Here is a 19,661-nt window from a genome sequence, read left to right as displayed (position 1 = left end):
ACCATGTTCAAGAAAGTACTTATAGCAAACCGTGGAGCGATTGCGGTTCGAATTGAAAGAACGCTAAAAAAACTAAACATATCATCGGTTGCGGTGTATACAAAAGCAGACCAAGATAGCCTTCATGTCGATCATGCGGATGAAGCAGTATTAATTGGTGAAGGTGCTGCTAAAGATAGCTATCTCAATGCCGAACTCATTTTAAAAACAGCTCTTGAAACAGGAGCAGAAGCGATACATCCAGGATATGGGTTCCTCAGTGAAAATGCTGATTTCGCCCGTGCTTGTCAAAAACATGGAATCATCTTTATTGGTCCTACTCCTGAGCAAATGGAGCTGTTTGGTTTAAAGCATTCAGCTCGTGAAATAGCAGTGAAGGCAGGCGTTCCGCTTTTACCGGGAACATCCTTAATCACGAAAGTTGAAACCGCAGTCGTGGAAGCAGAAAGAATTGGATATCCTGTTATGCTTAAAAGTACGGCAGGAGGTGGAGGAATTGGCATGCGTGTCTGTGCAGATGAATCTGCACTAACAGATGCCTTCGATTCGGTCTGTCGCCTTGCAGAAACGAATTTTAACAATGGAGGAGTCTTTTTAGAAAAATATATTCAAAAAGCACGCCATGTGGAGGTTCAAATTTTTGGAAATGAGTATGGTGAAGTGGTCGCATTAGGAGAACGTGATTGCTCCATTCAACGTCGTAATCAAAAGGTGGTAGAGGAAAGTCCAGCGCCATGTTTATCTCCGGCTGTTCGTGAGGAAATGCTAGCTGCTTCTAAACGATTAGCAGAGGAAGTAGGATACAGAAGTGCAGGAACGGTTGAATATTTGTATGACCCAGAAGCTGAGAAGTTTTACTTTCTTGAAGTAAATACCCGCCTTCAGGTAGAACACGGTGTGACCGAAGAAGTACTAGGTCTTGATCTAGTCGAATGGATGGTTCGTGAAGCCGCTGGTGAGCTTCGTGATCTAAATACTTTGTATACCTCTCCGAGAGGGCATAGTATTCAAGCTCGGATTTATGCGGAAGACTGTCTAAATGATTTTCGTCCGAGCGGTGGCCAATTGGATCAAGTTCGATTTTCAGAGGATGCTCGGATTGAAACTTGGGTAAGAGATGGCTTAACCGTTACTTCTCTGTATGACCCAATGCTTGCCAAAATTATTGTTCATGCGGACACACGTGAACAAGCCATTAATCAGTTAAGTCAAGCGTTACAGGATACAAGACTATACGGTGTCACCACCAACTTACAATATGTACAGTCTCTGTTAGAGGAAGAAGAATGTCGTTCTGGACGTGTGCATACTCAAATGTTGAAAAAATTTTCACCAGCGGAGTGTGCCATTGAAGTATTGGATGGTGGGATCCAAACAACTGTTCAAGATTGGCCAGGACGAGTGGGGCACTGGGATGTGGGAGTTCCTCCTTGTGGTCCGATGGATCCTTTCTCCTTCCGAATCGGAAATCAGTTGCTAGGGAACGATTCTCATGCCGCTGGATTAGAGCTAACTTTAAGAGGGGGCTCTTACCGTTTCCGTGGAGATATCGTTTTTTGCTTAACCGGATCAGATATGAAAGCTACATTGGATGATATTCCTGTTCCTACCTACAAGGTGGTCACTGCCAAGCGCGGTCAAATTCTTACATTTGGTGAAGCTACACAAGGAATGCGCACTTATTTGCTAGTGGCAGGTGGGTTCGATATGCCCCTCTATTTAGGAAGTGCCTCCACCTTTACGCTTGGAGGGTTTGGTGGACACGGTGGGCGTGCCCTTCGAACAGGAGATGTGTTACGCGTTCATCCTTGTGCTACGCCTCCCAATCAAGAGCTTTCCATCTCTCAACAGCCTATGTTAACAAAAGAATGGACAATAGGTGTTATTCCTGGTCCACACTGTACAGAAGAGTTTTTATTACCAGAGTATTTAATACAGTTGACAGAAATAAGCTGGGAGGTTCATTTTAATAGCTCTCGTACAGGTGTCCGTTTAATTGGTCCTGCTCCACTTTGGGCTCGAGAAGACGGAGGAGAGGCGGGATTACATCCTTCAAATATACATGACAACGCGTATGCGATAGGGACATTAGATTTAACCGGAGATATGCCGATCTTACTTGGTCCTGATGGTCCGAGTCTTGGCGGGTTTGTTTGTCCAGTGACAACAGCATCAGCAGAATTCTGGAAACTTGGCCAGCTTCATGCAGGTGACCGCGTCCGCTTTCAGCTTTTAACGCTAGAAGAGGCGGAACAACTAAGAAAATCACAAGAATTGTTTTTAAAAAATATAGGGGATTACTCAGTACCTACATTGCCAGAAGAAACGAAGCTCCTGTCTCCAAGTTATCCTGTACTCGTTCAAAACGAAGAAAGCCGTTTTCCAATGACCATTCGTGCGGCGGGAGATGAACATATTCTCATTGAGTATGGCGACATGGAGTTAGATCTGCTGCTCCGTTTTCAAATTCATGCATTGATGGATAGGATTCAAGATCGTAAGGATATTCCGGTTTTAGACTTAACACCAGGGATTCGTTCCTTACAAGTGCATTTTGATGCATCCAAAATATCGACCTTTGCTATTTGTGCATTAATTGAAGGTATCAACCGAGAGTTACCTCCGTTAGAGGAGATTGAAGTACCGTCCCGTGTGGTTCGACTTCCTCTTTCATGGGATGATCCGGCTACACAGCTTGCCATCGATCGTTATCAAAAAAATGTCCGACCGGATGCTCCTTGGTGTCCAAGTAATTTAGAGTTTATTCGACGAGTGAATGGTCTAGAACAAATAGAAGATGTGAAGAAGACGGTCTTTGATGCGAGCTATTTAGTGCTAGGTCTTGGGGACGTGTACTTGGGTGCACCTGTTGCCACCCCAATTGATCCAAGACATCGATTGGTAACGACAAAGTATAATCCTGCTCGAACATGGACTCCGGAAAATGCAGTTGGAATTGGTGGCGCTTATATGTGTATCTATGGAATGGAGGGACCAGGCGGGTACCAGTTTGTTGGACGTACGGTTCAAGTGTGGAATCGAGTTCGTGAAACAAAGAGCTTTACAGAGAAAAAGCCATGGTTACTTCGTTTCTTTGACCAAATTCAATTTTATCCAGTCAGCACAGAAGAGCTTTCAGTCATGAGAGAGGAATTCCTAAGAGGACGTTTTGAAGTAGATATTACCGAGACAACCTTTAATCTTGGAGAGTACTTAGCGTTTTTGGATTCGATTAAAGAGAGTACAGAAGAGTTCCGACAAACGCAGGAAGCAGCATTTAAGGCGGAGCGTGAGAGCTGGAAAGAACTTGGTCTTGCTGAGTATATTTCGGAACAATCGGTGTCCGAAACGGTTGAAGAAGAATTGCCACAAGGGGTTGAAGCGGTTCGTTGTACGATGCCAGGCAGCGTGTGGAAAGTCCTGGTTTCTCCCGGTGATTCAGTAAAGAAAGGCGATGTATTAATGATTGAGGAGAGTATGAAGATGGAATTTCCTCAACATGCTCCGTTTGATGGATGGATTCAATCTGTCCACGTATCACCAGGGGATGAAGTTCATGCGGGACAACTGTTTGTCTCCATTACAAAAGAAAATCGGGGGATAGCCAATGAAAACGATGAACACGCCAAAGCTACTATCCATTCATAATCTAAGAGAAAAATATAAATCTAACGAGTTTACTCCAGAAAAGCTTATTCAAGAGATTATCCAACGAAGTGAAGCTGACAAAGAGATGAATATTTGGATCACTCCGCCATCAATGGAATTGATTCAGCCTTACTTAGATAACTTGAAAAAAATCGACCCAGAGAAAGCTCCTCTCTGGGGAATCCCCTTTGCAATCAAAGATAATATAGATTTAGCAGGTGTGCCAACAACAGCTGGTTGTGCTGAGTTTGCTTATACTCCTGTAGAACATGCGACAGTAGTAAAACGGCTCATTGACGCTGGCGCCATCCCGGTTGGAAAAGCAAATCTGGATCAATTCGCCACCGGCCTTGTCGGAACCCGAAGTCCTTATGGCGAAACAAAGAACGCTCTGAATTCTGAATTAATTAGTGGGGGCTCAAGCTCAGGTTCAGCCGTTTCAGTTGCCAGGGGGCAAGTAGCCTTTGCTCTAGGAACGGATACAGCAGGGTCCGGCCGTGTACCAGCTGGGCTAAATAGATTGATAGGATTTAAACCCAGTCTTGGTGCTTGGCCAACGAAAGGGGTAGTTCCAGCCTGTGCGAGTATAGACTGTGTCACGGTGTTTACTCATACTTTATCTGATGCAGAACTCGTTGACGAGATTGTAAGAGGCTTTGATGAAGAAGATCCATGGTCAAGGGAGCTTGTGAGTAAGCCTAAAACTTTACCTGAAAAAATCTACTTTGTGCAACAGCCACACCGTTTCTTTGGACCATTTGCAGCTGAATATCAAAAAGCTTGGGAAGCAGCTATTTTACAATTGGAAGAGCTAAATATTCCAATTGAATACATTGATGGAGACTATTTATCTGAAGCTGCTAGCGTTTTATACGATGGTCCGTGGGTGGCAGAACGCTGGGCTGACTTAGGTGATTTTATTACTGAAAAAAATGGAGCAGCTTTTCCTGTAACTGAGACCGTTTTACGCTCGGGGGCGAAGCCAGAGTACGATGCGGCATCCGTTTTTAAAGCCATGCACAAACTTCAGATGTATAAACAAATGGCTCACCAGCAGTTTAAAGACGGTGTTCTCGTTATGCCTACCTCTGGTGGAACTTGGGCAAGAGAGGAAGTAAGAAGTAACCCGATAGAAACCAATAGTGCGATGGGATTGTACACCAATCATTGTAATTTATTAGATCTTTGTGCCATAAATATCCCGACCGATGATGCTGCCAGAAACCTTCCATTTGGAATCACTCTTTTTTCTACAAATCTGAATGAGCACTTTATTACAGGATTAGCCGATTTACTTCTTCATGGAAATCGTTCTGATTCAAAGAAAACTTCAACACTAGTAGCCGTTTGTGGTTTGCATATGAGAGGCTTTCCATTAGAGAAGCAAATGATCGAGCATCATGCCACCTTTGTAAGAGAAGCTAAAACCGCTTCAGTCTACAAACTAGTAAAACTTGATACGGTCCCCCCTAAACCAGGACTTATTCGAACGAATGACGAGGGAGCTTCTATTGAATTGGAACTTTGGGAGATGCCTCTTTCAGAATTCGGGAAATTTGCCCTTTTGATTCAAGCTCCACTTGCAATGGGGAAGGTACAGCTTGAGGATGGAACAGAAGTGCCAGGGTTTGTTTGTGAAGCGAGTGGTGAGAAGTTTGGAAATGATATCACACACTTAGGTGGGTGGAAATACTTGAATAATATATAAATTGAGTCGAATTCGAACCCTTTGCATCTAATGCAAGGGGCTTTTTTTTTAGGAGAGAAATTTGTTGTTGCTAATTTATTCCACGGGCTTTTATTAACATATCTCTATTTCGACCGATATATAATAAAAGATTACACTATAGGGGCTCATTATGGATAAAACATTGAAATGGCAGTATGGAAAGATCAGTATGATTATCCTCCTATTTATTGTCTCTGAGTTGATTGAGTTTTTTATTCCACATAATTCTATTGTATTTAAGGTTACTCATTATTTTCTTGTTGTAGTGATTATCATTCTATTATTATTTTTAACAAAACGAATCAATAAGCATTCAACCGATTTAAACGAGACGAATCAACGGCTTAGTACAATTTTTGAAACATTAGACGTGGCGATTTGGTCCATGAACTTAAAAACCAATAAACTTCTAATCACTCCTGGAATTGAAAAGTTATACGGCTACCCTTTATCTGATTTTTACCAGAACACCGAGCTATGGAGGGACACCATTGTAGAAGAAGATTCTCCTGTGCTTGAGGTAAGAAAGAGAAAAATAGAGAAAGGTGAAGCGGTCACTAGTGTGTACCGTATTCGTCGTCTAAATGGGGAGATTCGTTGGATTCAGGATAGAGGGATTCCTGTACTAGATACGAGGGGAACATTAATCGATTTTACAAGTGTATTATTTGATATTACAATTCTCAGAGAAAGCGAAGAACGTTATCGTAGCTTAGTGGAAATGTCACCCACTTTTATCGCCATTATTAATAGCGGTAAGTTGGATTATTTAAATCTTGCAGGTTTTCAGCTATTGGGTATCTCAGACGAACAGTCGATAAACAATGAACCGATCACAAGATTTATGAGGATGGAAACGATTAGTGATATAAAAAATAGAATGTTAAAGCACCATTTTGAGAGAAATTTAATCAGTTATGAGACAGTGATTACTGATATACATGGAAAAGAAATAGCGGTCGAACTTTCTGTATCTCCGATTAAAATCGAGGGACGTCCTGTGTTTCAAGTTATTGGTAAGGACATTACGGAGAGGAAAAAAGCAGAAGAAACGATTCATAATATGGCTTATTATGATACGTTAACAGGGTTAGGAAATAGAAATAAACTAAAAGAACAATTAGTTCATGCCACTTCCTTATCTACGAAATTTGCTGTTCTGTTTCTTGATTTAGACAGATTTAAAGTAATTAATGATACGAAAGGTCATTCCACTGGCGATTTAATACTACGTGATGTAGCCAAACGGTTACATACGATTATTGGGAAAAAAGGATCTGTGTTTAGGCATAGTGGCGATGAATTTATCGTGGTTTTAACTTGTCATGAAGTACAAGAAATGGAGCAAATAGCAAATACCATTCTACAAAATTTTAATATCCCCTTTGAAATTAGAGGAGAAGAGTACTATTTAACAACTAGCATTGGAATTAGTCGCTACCCTGAAGATGGCGAAGATCAAGAGAGTCTAATAAAGCATGCAGATACAGCCATGTATTTGGCCAAGGAACATGGGAAAAATAATTATCAATTTTATACCTCTCAGCTTGATGAGATAAAACTAAGACGGTTAGACTTGGAGAATGGGTTAAGAAAGGCGATTGAGTTAAATCAATTCTCGTTATTTTATCAACCTAAATTTCATCTGGAAAGTAAGGAGATTGTGGGTACTGAAGCTCTGTTGCGATGGTTTCATCCGACTTTAGGGGTAGTGTCTCCAATAGAATTTATTCCTCTTGCAGAAGAAACAGGGATGATTGTTGATATTGGAAAATGGGTACTAATAGAAGCCGTTAGGCAAAATAAGAAGTGGCAAGATACTGGGCTAAAACCAGTATCAGTGGCTGTCAATATTTCGGTTAGGCAATTGCTAGAGGAAGATTTCATTGAGTTCGTAGAAAACACTCTAACAGAGTATAATCTAGAAGCTAAGTTTTTAGAGTTGGAAATTACAGAAACCATCATGCAAGACATTGAAAATTCCATCCTTGTATTAAATAAACTAAAGGATTTAGGTATTAGCCTTGCAATTGATGACTTTGGTACGGGTTACTCTTCTCTAAGCTATTTAAAACATCTTCCCATTGATACAATTAAAATCGATAAATCCTTTTTAGATGATTTAGAAAAGGAAGCAGGGACGAATTCGATCGTTAAAGCCATTATTGAAATGGGAAGAACTTTAAAATTTGATGTCATTGCAGAAGGAATCGAAACAGAATTCCAAGCAAAGTATTTAATTAGTAACTATTGTGTTCATGGCCAAGGGTATATTTTCAGTAAACCCGTAAGGTCAGAGGAAATTGAAACCCTGCTAGTGTAAATGAATATTGCAGCCTAGGCTGCAATATTTTTTTTCTAGAGGCATGACGAAAGGAGTAAAAGATTGGAGAAGCAAGGGGTTATATCAATGGGTGAGGCTTTTGTGGATTTTATCTCCCAAGATCAGACGAATACAAATTATCAGCGACTATTAGGAGGAGCCACTGTCAATGTGGCGGTAGGAGTTCGAAGGTTAGGGATTCCTTCTTATTATTTGTGTAAGCTTGGGATGGATGAAACGAGTGTATTTGTGAAAGAAGAAATGGAAAAGGAACAAGTTAATCTTTCGTATTCTACTTACCAGGCCTCTAAAAAGATTTGCTCAGTATATGTTCATGTAAATGATCAAGGTGATCGATATTTCCACTCATACATAAATGAAACACCTGATGACTGGATCACAGCAGAAGAACTAGACAAAGAGTTGTTCAATCTAAGCAAACTATTCTACTTTGGATCAGGCACCCTTTTCCATCCAGTAGCAAGAAAAACAACCGAACAAGCTCTTGCGTTTGCTAGAGAAACGAATATGCAAGTTGCATTTGATACTAACATTCGGTTGAAACGCTGGGAAAGTGAAGAGCAGTGTAGAGAAGTGATTCTCTCCTATGTAAAAAAGGCTGATATCGTTAAAATGGCGGAGGATGAATTACTGTTTTTAACAAAATCGGACACATTTGAGCAAGGACTGAAAAGCATATCCAATATGAATATCCCTTTTCTTTTTATTACAAAAGGAAAGGACGGAGCTTTTGCGAGCCATGAAGATATTCAGGTGAACGTTCCAGGTATTGAAGTTAAAGCGGTTGATACGACGGGTGCAGGTGATGCTTTTATGGCCGCTCTATTATCTCGATTTCATGACAAAGGAGTACCTGAGAACAAAGCTTTGTTAGAGGAGTATACAAGCTATGCAAACCTTGCAGGTGCTATGTCAACAACCCGATTTGGATCACTTTAAAGTAAAAAACGCCAATACCCTGTGGATACTGGCGTTCATTTCTTACTTTTTACTTAGTCTATCGATTTCTACTTCTGGCTCTAACGAATTACTCACTTCTTCTACGATAATATCTTTAGGAACCGTGAAAGTTGCGGTTCCTTTAATATTCTCCGAAGAAGCACCGACCTTCACTGTATAAACACCTTTTTCTACGATCCATTGGTTTTTCTCTTCATCAAAGGAGGCTAGATCTTTCGCATTTAAGTCAAACTTTAACAGTTCGCTTTGATTTGGTTTTAACTCTTTTGTTTTTCCAAATGCCTTTAATTCAATTTCAGGTTTTTCAAGCTTTCCGTCTGGAGCTGATACATAGACTTGAACTGCTTCTTTTCCTGATACTTTTCCTGTATTTTTTATATTAGCAAATACGGTAATTTGGTCTTGGAATTTCCCAGCGTTATTCACTCGAATATTGCTGTAATCAAAGTTTGTATAAGACAATCCATATCCAAATTCATAGGCAGGCTTGACATTAAAAGTTGAGTGATAACGATAACCGACATAAATGTCTTCTTCATACACAACCTGTGTAGGATTTTCGGCTGGTGTTCCAGGGAAGTTTTCAGCAGAAGGAACATCCTCATATTTTACAGGGAAGGTGGTTGCTAGCTTTCCAGAAGGATTTATCGCTCCAGTTAATACATCGGCTACTGCATCTCCTGCTTCCTGTCCTGGTTGCCAAGCCAGGAGGATGGAATCTACTTGATCTCTCCAGCTTGCTACTTCAACAGGTCCGCCGATATTCAGGACAACCGCTACTTTCTTTCCAGCATCATGATATGCTTTTGAGACGTTTTGAATCATGGCTTTTTCCGTATCTGTTAGGAGGTAATCACCTTTTACATTCTTACGGTCCACACCTTCACCAGAGTTTCTTCCAATAACAATGACCCCAATATCTGATTCATCCTCGATTGTTTTAATCTGATTCGTATCTAACACCATCTCAGGAATGACTGGTATTTCTTTTCCGAAATCCTCACCCCATGGACTTGGCTTAATTTTGTATTCTTCCATTTGTCTTAACTCGCTAATATAGTGGCTATATTGATTCACAAGATCTTCGTGGAGTGAATATCCTGCATGCTTTAATCCGTCTACAATAGACACTGTATAAGCAGCATTTACATCTCCACTACCTGTTCCACCCTTTACCGTTTCAATCTGTGCGGTACCGAATAACGCAACTTTGTTTTCCTGCTTAAGTGGAAGTGCATTCTGATTATTCTTTAATAGAACCATTCCATCCGCCGCAGCTTGACGAGCCACTTTGGCATGTGCTTGCAGGTCTGGATTGTCAGAATGGTTATAGTTTTTAAAGCTAGGAGATTCAACGACGAAGTTTAAGATGTTCTTAACATTTCGATCCAATAATTTTTCGTCTAAGCTTCCGTCTTTTACCGCATTAGCAATTCTTTCTGAGCTTTGAGGGAAACCAGGCATAATCTGATCATTTCCTGCTCTCATTTGGGCAACAGGATCTGTTCCAGCAAACCAGTCCGTCATCACATAACCATCATAGCCCCAGTCTCCTCTTAAGACAGTTGTCAGCAATTCTGCATTTTGAGATGCTGGTGTCCCATTTATCAGATTATAGGAACTCATGACCGCTTTAGGATGAGATTCCTTTACGGCAATCTCAAAGCCTTTTAGATATAACTCTCTTAGCGCTCTTTCAGAAACGATCGTATCAATAGTAAAACGATTGGTTTCTTGATTATTTGCTGCATAGTGTTTAATAGTAGCACCCACTCCATTTGATTGGACACCATTTACTAGGGCAGCAGTCATTTTCCCTGCAATTAACGGATCCTCAGAAAAATATTCAAAGTTTCTACCGGTTAATAGGTTACGATGAAGGTTTAGAGCAGGTGCTAGTAATACATCGACACCGTATTCCTTCACTTCATTCCCTTGTGCTTGCCCAACCTTATTTACTACACTCGTATCCCAAGTGGATGCCAACGAGGTAGCAATTGGAAAGGCCGTAGTATAATACGTTTTTGATTCTCCAGGACGTGTTGGACTAATTCTCAACCCTGCTGGTCCATCCGCATAATACATGGCAGGAATTCCTAATCTTTCAATCGCTGGTGTTCCTCCAACCGCACCTTGAACGGGAAGTTTTGGAATCGTCATTCCAGGCATGCCTACACCTACTACAAGTTTTGCCTTTTCTTCCACCGTCATAGCGGCGATGACAGCATCAATGGAAGCCTTGTCTACTAATTGTGGCACTTCATTTTGTTTTATTTGTACGGTCTTTGACACTTCTTGTTCTGCTGCAAATGCTCCTGTTTGAAAACTAAATCCGGATAAAGCAATACCTGTTGCTAATGCAATGGAAGTCAATTGTCTTTTTCGTTTCTTCATCTTTTTTAACATCTTGTTCCCCCCCATAAATACGCAATCAAGTTTGGTAACGCTTTCAAAAGTAATTCTACCAACTAAAGTGTGAATTTTTTGAAGTTTTAAAAAGGATTAATTTAGTTTTACTAGTAATTTTTCAATGCAAAATCTACTGAAAATGGCCATACGACAGCGTTCACTTATAATCGACAGAATTAACGTCTCATTTTTACCAGTAACGAAGATAATATGGGTTTTTTAGAGTTTCAAGTAAATAAAAAATAAGCATTAGCACAATACAGTAAAGGGTTCCGTTTTCGGATACTTTCTTATTAAAATTCACGAGAAAAGACGTATGAATTGGCATAAAAAGAGGGTCAAAACTTATGTCATTTGCAGTGCCGTTCTGAGTACCGATTTTATTGATCTTGATAAGCGGTCGATAAAAAGTTGCTGTTTTCCACATCTAGGTTCAAGAGGGGCCGCACTTATCGGTTGGGGATCAGATTAACCATTCGAGCTGATCAATAGACGGAGAAATTCCGCTTAATTAGAAATTCTTTTTAAAAAAGGCTTAAATAGACGGAGAGATTCCGCCTATTGGCTCGAAAAATACGAAAATAGGAGATTTTGCTTTGCTTTAGCGGAAAAACTCCCCTTATTTACCCCAAAACGAGGCTCCATTCTGCAACTAACCGGAAATTCTCCGCTTAGTTTACTTTTGCTAGTTACTCGATTAAGGACAAAACATCTTACTTTATAAAGGTGTAAGTTTAATCTAAAAATCCACGAAAAACCTCATAATGATGCACTACGGTGAACCGTATCACAGGTAAGTGAGGTTTTATGTAATCTTGTTTTTGTATTCATAATAAAGAAACTCACCAATTATGATCTGCCTCGTAAATATTAGATACCATTCTGTCATTTCGGTACGTATTTTAAGAAAAGCACTTCAAAACGGAACTCTTTAACAATACAGTGTCTGCTTTATCTGTTTAATTTTCTTTTACCTCTGATAAATTCACCTTTTCCGGTCGTATCCAAAAGGTCCCCGAAACTAAGAAAATCCCACTAACTAAAAACACAGACATAATACCAGCTGAGGCACCAATCACTCCAAAGAAAAGAGGAGCGATCAGCTGTGATAGGCGATTCGTGGTTAATCGTAGTCCGAGAACTTCTCCGGTCCTTGATTTAGGCGACGCATTATACGTCGTTGTCATAGAGAGAGGTTGACCACAACCCAAGCCCAATCCCATAAGGGAGCTCAAAATGCCCATAAAAATCATATTCTCTGAAAAAGGCATAAGCAGAAACGAGGTTCCAGCAACAATGATAGAAGTAAGAAGGACCCTATCTCTTCCCATCCCCTCTATTAATTTTGGTAGAAATACGCGCACAACAATCATTGCTAGTCCTTGAAGGGCTATAATGATGCCTATCATGGAATCAGACATTTGGAAGCTTTTTGCATACAGAGGAAAATAGGCAACAAAAATATCTCTTGAGTACAGTACTAGGGCACTTGAAAACAAGGCTTTTTGTAATAATGGATTTTGTAATAGCTTAATAGAAGAAAGAATTCCATAATGATTAGCAGAAGTTTGTCTTTTGATTACCGGGAGGAAAAAAGTAAAAATCACTGGCACGATCCCAATTAGAATGGAAAGCAGAAAAGAAAACGAATATGAAATATGCTCCGTAACAAATCCTCCGATGATAGGCCCAATTAATGCTCCTGTTGCTACTGCCATGCTAAGCATACTAAAGTAGTGGTCACGATTCTCCTTTGTTGCACTATTTCCTAGGACATTCTGTAAGGAAACAGGGATAAATACACTTCCAATTCCTACAAAAAATTGGCTCACAAACAAGGCCCACATGCTTGGGAAACTCAATGGAATAGCCATCCCCACAAGTATTGAAAATAAACCAATGAAAACAGGGATGCGATCTCCAAGTTTATCCGCTAATTTACCGGCTTGAATCGCAAATATGAGCGGAAATAAGGCAAATGCGGCCGTAAGGACACCTATTTCAAGGGGAGAAGCTCCTAGCTCTGAGGCATAAAGCGTGATCACAGGTCTCGTCATATTGATAACGGTCTGAAATCCTAATGTAATGATAAATACAATTCTTAAAACCAACCCTATCACCTCAATCTGAAAAAAACTTCATTGTAGTCTAAGACATACTTTAAGTATACTCTTCATTTGACAGAGTAAAAATTAGGAAAATCCAATCAAGTTTGATAATAAAAATGAATCCCCTACTATCTGTCTTAAAAATGTGTACACAATCGTAAGAATCACTCACTATCGTTAAATGGTAGAGAGGGAGTAAGATATTTTTATAGGAGACCGGTCCCTCCAGTATTGAAAGCGCCTAATAAAATATCTGAGAGGAAGTGCTGTGTTGAAGAAATCCCGTCTATTTAAAATAGGGAGAAAATCACTATCCGTTTTGCTCATTACTTCATTAACTGCGAGTATGGTTGGATTTAAAGCTCCAATGAAACAAGCAGAAGAGAAGATCGTTTTTAATAACCAGGTGGGTGGGGTATTTGATGGAATGCCGCTGTTTGACGGAGTTCCTGACCATCTAGATGAGTATGTTGATGCATATTTTGCATACACAGGTCTAGAAGGACCAGCTGTATATGCAACAGGTTCAAGAAACCATTACACCTTACAACGTGGAGCCAATAAAGGCAAGGTGATTCCTGGTGCTCTTTCAGCAGCAGATAATGTCCAAGGGGTATCAACGGATTTCCCTGCTTTAGTAGGAATGGGGCAAACCTGGAACAAAGAACTGCTTACGGATATTGGTAAAGTAGTAGGAAGTGAAAAAATTAGCACATTAAAAGTAAAGCAAGGGGAGTCTAATATTCACGGTGGAACAGATCCTTCTGCGACGGTTGCATTTACGGTTGTGAGTGATATGAGAATTAACCCGTTAAGCGGTCGATTTGATGAAGGGTTTTCTGAAGATGTTCACATGGCTGCTACGATGATTGATAATATGGCAGCAGGACTTAGTGGGACTGACCAGGAAAAAAGTGAAGATGGCTTTTGGATGCGTGCAGCTGTTGGAACGAAACATTACTCTGTATATAATGCACAGTGGTTCCGACAGACGGCAAATAATAGTGCTGGTGCCAGATCAATTTTCGAATATCAAACAAAAAGTCCATTGAAAGCATTAAGCTCAGGTTCAGTTGCAGGGGTAATGACTTCATTTGGACGAACGAATGGTATTCCAAACATTCTTTCACCATACCAAATTCATGCTAATAATCACTCGAAGTACGGTGTGTATAGCTCTCCTGATTTTAATGGGGATGCACTTGTTTTTGGGGCAAATGGGCAAGGAAATGGTTATGATACGCAATATGCAACGGATCGAACGGCTGCAACCATCTTAATGATTTTAGCTGATGCGAATGCTGGACGTCCTGGGCCAAATCCTCAAAATGCATTAGACGATGTGGCCGCTGTAGTTGACGCAGTTGAAGAAGGGAAATACGGTGTAACAAAAGAGGATTTAATCGATGCAGCTCGTCCGCATGTGAATCAAATGGTTCGCGTGGGTATTTTTAACGAAGTAGATGAAAATGGAATTCCAAAGAACTATCCGTTTGCTCAAGAGGCGAAAGATGTTAGGGAGGAACTAGCTACATATAGCGATCCTGAACATCAAAAAGTTGCATTAAGAGCTGCTCAAGAAAGTATCGTTCTTCTAAAGAATGATGGAGCACTTCCACTCGAGAAAAACAAGAAGGCATCCGTTTCCGGAGTCTATGCAGATTCAAGGTTTAAAACCACCTACTCAGCAAGAACTACACCGAATATTGACAACTCTGGAATCTCACCACTATTAGCCATTATCAAGGCGAATGGTTCCAATAATGTTTCCTACGATCCAGCGATAGAAGTGGTTGCATTAAAATCAAAGCTGAATGGGCAGACAGTTACAGCTGACGAAAATGCAGCAGATGTAACAAAGGGTTCTCAGCTTGTAACTACAACTGAACCATTAGATGTGAATAACCCTGCTCATTTATTTGAAGTGTATGATTGGGGCCAAAAAGGGTATAGCTTACGTTCCGTATTAAACGGAAAATGGATAACGTCACCTACAGCTGCTAATGCATCTGTCGAAAATACAAATGCAACGGCATTAAACTTAACCAATAATGACTGGGATCTTGCCCAAATGTTAGGGAATACAAGTGCGATTCCCCCAACCATCCGAGTGGAGGAAAATGCAGATCAGACGGTTTCCCTTGTAGCAAATGGGTACAGAACTGGATTCTCAGGTGATTTCACGAATTGGTATTATTCCAACGGACGAGTGATTACAACTGGCTCTGATGGAAAATTGAAGACTGCGGCATCAACGATTGGAAATGCTGAAAATGTAACCAATCGAAATGATGATGTGAAGTTTGAACAAACCATCGTAAAAGAAGTTGGAGCCGAAGCGGTCAATCGTGCGAAAACAGATGACTATGCTGTTGTGTTTGTAGGCGCCATCCCACGCCATAGTGCGGGAGAAGGAAATGATCGCTCTGACTTAAATATGGGAGAAGCGGATTACGAGTTGGTTGAGAAAGTGTCGGCTGCTTTTGCTGCGGAAGGGAAAAAGACGGTTGTTGTTGTAAAGTCTAGCTTCCCAGTCGGAATGGAACCTATTCAAAATAACCCGAACGTCTCAGCCATTGTTTATCAACCATATGGAGGTCAGTATGATTCACATGCATTAGCTCAAGTACTATACGGGGACTATGCTCCAACAGGTCGTCTTTCTTCAACATGGTATGCAGATATGTCTAGCTTCCCAGAAATCAGTAAGTATTCCATTCCAGAAGGAAATACAACCATAACATTGGATGATATTGATCCAAGATTTACATTGGATATGACAAACGCCGACCCAATTGAACAAGAATTAACCTATATGTACACAAAAGCTCCAGTCACATACCCATTTGGTTACGGATTATCATATAGTAACTTTACGTATAGTGGCTTTAACTCACCGAAAAAGGCTAGCGATCAGTCTTCTTTTGAGGTATCCGTACAGGTAAAAAATGAAGGCAAAGTTAATACTTCTGAGGTTGTTCAGTTGTACGCCAAAAATAAAAAATCTGCTTACGGGGAATATGCTCCTCAAAAGCAACTTATAGCTTTTGAGAAAGTATCCTTGCAAGCTGGTGAGACAAAGAAAGTTACACTCAAGGTCGATCCTAAGGACTTAGCTGTTTGGGATGTAAATGCTGGAGATTTCCTTGTAGAGGAAGGAAACTATGTATTGATGATAGGATCTTCTTCTGAAGATGTTAAAGCAGAAAGTACAATTGCCATTGGTGGGGAGTCACTTGCGGCTTTACCAACTAATAAGCCAATTAATGTGTTCGACCACTCCTTTGCATCAAATGAAGTGGTTTATCATGAAGTCTCCAAAGCGAGAACAGCTGAAAGTTTAAAGGAAGAAAAGGTTGTTGGCGAATATCATGCCGTTCGTTCAAAACAAAATGGTTCATGGGTAGCTCTACCAAAAGTAGTATTAACAGGTTCTAAACAAGTAACGGCTAGTGTTGCTTCCGATGTGGCAGGTGGAAAAATTACTTTGCACTCGGGTTCTGTTACTAGCGAACCTTTTGCAGAATTTGAAGTACCGAAAACAGGAAAGAACTCATACACTATTCAGAATGCAGGGGTTCCTGTAAATGAGCTAGGATACACAGATGTGACTGTTGATCTTGAAGGGACATTGCCGAAGGGTCCAAACACGGTATATATCGTGTTCCATTCACCAGATCTTCGAATTGATAGTTTATCTTTTGAAGTAGGTAAATCCAATAAGAAATAAAGCACAAGAAGGGATTACAGCTGTCGATTAGACAGTTGTGGTCTCTTTTTTTGTTTAGACCTAAAAAAAGCTGACATCAACCAAAAAGATAGCGTTTTCAAAATCTTGAAAAACTTAGTAAAATGAAAGAATGAAATCTATCTCCTGCTGCTCTTCTTTAATAAACATCCAGTAGTTATCCTCCAAAATGATTTTGACTATCCAGAAATCGATTTTGCCCATATAAGTTCATTCTCTGAAAATATTCTATGGATTAGGAGTTGAAAAAGGTTATGGTTAAGGCTTCTATTTTTGAACTTGAGTGTAAGGTATTAACAGAAAAGGAACTTACACAAAGAAAACAATCACTTCTACATAGTCTCCGCATGCTCGATCGTGAAGGGTTTCTTCAAAAAATAGAACAATTTAATTGTTCCATGATAGAGCGGAGGTTAGATCCCGAAGTAGTAAAAGGAAAAATGCTTAGACTAATTTACCTAAGTATGGAAGTAGCTAAGGAAAGTCTTTGGAATAAAGGATATTTGCCTCATCAGGAAGTTGCCAACCTACACTCAACGATGGAGCTATGTTATTGGTTTCAACAGCAGATGCAACAAATCTTTCAATGGCTAAAGAATAATCAGATTAAGCCTAAACATATCGCCATTGAGCGTGCCCTCCGTTTTATTCATATAAATTTCGAGAAAGAACTTAGCCTTCAAGAAGTCGCACAACATACAAACATGAGTAGCACCTATTTTAGTGTGTTGTTTAAGGAACAAATGGGAGAATCATACATAAAGTACGTCACAAAATTGAGGATTGAACAGGCAAAGAAATTGCTAAAGAACGGAGCGAAAGTAAACGAAGTTAGTAAAAAAGTGGGGTATTATAATTACCGCCACTTCTCGGAGTTATTTAAAAGACATGTTGGAATTACACCAGGCATTTATAGAGATACACAATCACAAGCCTAATGACCAGAAAAATAGAGCTGTCCATAGTGACAGCTCTTAAAATTTTATCATTTACTAACTATTTTTTGTTTCTTATGCAAATTGTGTTTCGTGCCCCAATCATGCATGGCTCTTAATATGGGCTCCAAGCTTTTCCCATAATCCGTTATCGAGTACTCCACCTTAGGTGGGACTTGTGGATAAACGACACGTTGTACAATGTCTTCCTCTTCTAAATCACGTAATTGATTCGTGAGCATCTTCTGGGTAATTCCAGGCATATTTCGCTTTAACTCACTAAAACGTAGTGTTCCTTTTGTTAAAAGGTGCAATAAGATTATGGGTTTCCATTTCCCCGTTAAGATCCCTAAAGCGTCGTCAACACGACATAATTCAGGTTTTATTTCCAATCTCATTTCCTCCTTTAGGTAAAAATAAATTGGCTATATAAATGTAAGTGCTAATGCAATAGTATACATTTTGATACTATACCACTTTTAAGTGCGTACTTAACAATCATTTGACTCTGATTATAATAATTATAGATAGGGTAGTCAGTGAGGCTAGTCTGCAAAGAAGGAAACAGAGGAGAGAATAAAAATGAATGTTTTAGTAGTAAAAGCAAATAACCGCCCTGCTTCTGAGGCGATTTCTAGTAAGATGTACGAAACGTTTATGGCGGAATTAGAAGGAAAAGACGTAAACGTTACTACGTACGATGTGTTTGAAGAGGATACACCATATTTTGGCCAAGAGCTTTTTAATGCATTTGGAAAGGTTCAAAATGGTGGAGAACTAACGGACGTTGAATCACGTCTGTTAGCTGCGAAACAAAAAGCAATGGATGTACTTTCAAGTACAGATGTAGTTGTCTTTGCGTTTCCATTATGGAATTTAACGATTCCTGCAAAATTACAAACATTTATTGATTATGTATTTGCTGCCGGCTTTGCATTCAAATACGATGCTTCTGGAAACCTAGTTGGCTTAATGCCAGAAAAGAAAGCGATTTTCCTAAATGCACGTGGAGGAGTTTATTCAGCTCCTGAAGCAGCACCGATGGAAATGGCTGTGAACTATATGCGCAATGTTTTCGGTGGAGTGTTCGGAATGCAGATCATTGATGAAGTTATTATTGAAGGACATAATGCGATGCCAGATAAAGCACAAGAAATTATTGCTGCAGGTTTAGAAGAAGTAAAAGCATCTGCACGCCGTGTAGTTGAGTTAGCTGTAAAAGCCTAATCTTAGATTGAATAACAAAACCCTTGCGTTTGAACGCAAGGGTTTCTTTTCGTTTTATTTTTCTCTAAAGAATTCCATGAACGCATTAAAAATTTCAGCGCTTTGATAAGTAAAAAGTGTAAGAGCACTTATAGAGAACATCCCGATCATAACGAATCTCACCAAGCTCATTTTGTTTCCTCCTTAAAATTAAAATCTTTATTTAGTTGGAGGAATGATCACGTAATTTGATTGATAGAGAATGGGGGTGAGATTTACATACCTCTTCTTAATAGCTGTTAGTAAACTTATGAATTTAGTAACTATGAGAATGATAATAACGGTTAATAGTAAATCCTGTAATGTGGTTTCTTGCTTGTGGCCTAAGGAATGATCAAACGGTTGAAGTTCATCAGTAAACTTATAATCTAAAAGCTTACTTTCTTGAACAGCATTCCCATCTATATGTCCATGATTAATCACATTCGTAAGACTCGTTAGTATGAAGAGCAATGCAAGAAAAAAGAATTTATTCATAAATTCACACCCTTAAAGGTAGTAACATAATTATATG

12 protein-coding genes are annotated in these 19,661 nt (G+C 39.8%); 8 read left to right on the top strand and 4 right to left on the bottom strand.

What is annotated here, in order from left to right:
* The first annotated feature begins 3 nt into the window (after nucleotides 1-3).
* From uca to M3175_RS07040, 4 genes are all read left to right on the top strand, one after another.
* Nucleotides 4-3,648 (top strand): urea carboxylase, encoded by a 3,645-nt coding sequence (gene uca / locus M3175_RS07055; RefSeq protein ID WP_251516580.1) that lies wholly within the window; start codon nucleotides 4-6, stop codon nucleotides 3,646-3,648.
* Nucleotides 3,608-5,356 (top strand): allophanate hydrolase, encoded by a 1,749-nt coding sequence (gene atzF, locus M3175_RS07050; RefSeq protein WP_251516569.1) that lies wholly within the window; start codon nucleotides 3,608-3,610, stop codon nucleotides 5,354-5,356. The genes uca and atzF overlap by 41 nt, the downstream gene beginning before the upstream one ends.
* Nucleotides 5,357-5,507: 151 nt before the next feature.
* Entirely contained in the window at nucleotides 5,508-7,700 is a 2,193-nt protein-coding gene (locus M3175_RS07045; protein WP_251516564.1) for a putative bifunctional diguanylate cyclase/phosphodiesterase, read from the top strand.
* Nucleotides 7,701-7,787: 87 nt separating this feature from the next.
* Entirely contained in the window at nucleotides 7,788-8,660 is an 873-nt protein-coding gene (locus M3175_RS07040) for a carbohydrate kinase family protein (RefSeq protein ID WP_251516561.1), read from the top strand.
* A 42-nt stretch (nucleotides 8,661-8,702) separates the two neighbouring features.
* Here M3175_RS07040 and M3175_RS07035 read toward each other — a convergent pair whose 3' ends face one another.
* Nucleotides 8,703-11,087, bottom strand: coding sequence for a beta-glucosidase (locus M3175_RS07035; protein WP_251516558.1), 2,385 nt, complete (start codon nucleotides 11,085-11,087; stop codon nucleotides 8,703-8,705).
* Between the two features lie 319 nt (nucleotides 11,088-11,406).
* Here M3175_RS07035 and M3175_RS07030 point away from each other — a divergent pair, with 319 nt between their 5' ends.
* A complete protein-coding gene (locus M3175_RS07030; protein WP_251516556.1) occupies nucleotides 11,407-11,562 on the top strand; it encodes a hypothetical protein in 156 nt (51 codons plus the stop codon).
* A gap of 487 nt (nucleotides 11,563-12,049) precedes the next feature.
* Here M3175_RS07030 and M3175_RS07025 read toward each other — a convergent pair whose 3' ends face one another.
* Nucleotides 12,050-13,201 (bottom strand): MFS transporter, encoded by a 1,152-nt coding sequence (locus tag M3175_RS07025; protein ID WP_251516554.1) that lies wholly within the window; start codon nucleotides 13,199-13,201, stop codon nucleotides 12,050-12,052.
* Nucleotides 13,202-13,466: 265 nt separating this feature from the next.
* Here M3175_RS07025 and M3175_RS07020 point away from each other — a divergent pair, with 265 nt between their 5' ends.
* Entirely contained in the window at nucleotides 13,467-16,928 is a 3,462-nt protein-coding gene (locus tag M3175_RS07020) for a glycoside hydrolase family 3 C-terminal domain-containing protein (RefSeq protein ID WP_251516552.1), read from the top strand.
* Nucleotides 16,929-17,200: 272 nt separating this feature from the next.
* Nucleotides 17,201-17,884: a helix-turn-helix domain-containing protein gene (locus tag M3175_RS07015; protein ID WP_251516550.1), complete on the top strand. Its 684-nt coding sequence runs from the start codon at nucleotides 17,201-17,203 to the stop codon at nucleotides 17,882-17,884.
* A gap of 47 nt (nucleotides 17,885-17,931) precedes the next feature.
* Here the strand turns inward: M3175_RS07015 and M3175_RS07010 are convergent, their stop codons facing one another.
* Nucleotides 17,932-18,273: a winged helix-turn-helix transcriptional regulator gene (locus M3175_RS07010; RefSeq protein ID WP_285852204.1), complete on the bottom strand. Its 342-nt coding sequence runs from the start codon at nucleotides 18,271-18,273 to the stop codon at nucleotides 17,932-17,934.
* A gap of 190 nt (nucleotides 18,274-18,463) precedes the next feature.
* Between M3175_RS07010 and M3175_RS07005 the strand changes: the two genes are divergently transcribed.
* The gene (locus tag M3175_RS07005; RefSeq protein ID WP_251516546.1) at nucleotides 18,464-19,108 is read left to right on the top strand and encodes an FMN-dependent NADH-azoreductase; all 645 of its coding nucleotides are present in this window, start codon (nucleotides 18,464-18,466) and stop codon (nucleotides 19,106-19,108) included.
* Nucleotides 19,109-19,306: 198 nt separating this feature from the next.
* On the opposite strand, the gene M3175_RS07000 is transcribed toward M3175_RS07005, so the two are convergent.
* On the bottom strand, nucleotides 19,307-19,624 hold the full coding sequence (locus M3175_RS07000) for a hypothetical protein (protein WP_251516544.1): 318 nt from the start codon (nucleotides 19,622-19,624) through the stop codon (nucleotides 19,307-19,309).
* Nucleotides 19,625-19,661 lie beyond the last annotated feature (37 nt).

Source organism: Robertmurraya korlensis, from assembly GCF_023715225.1.
Lineage (GTDB): Bacteria > Bacillota > Bacilli > Bacillales > Cytobacillaceae > Robertmurraya_A.
This window is presented reverse-complemented; position numbering and strand designations above follow the sequence as displayed.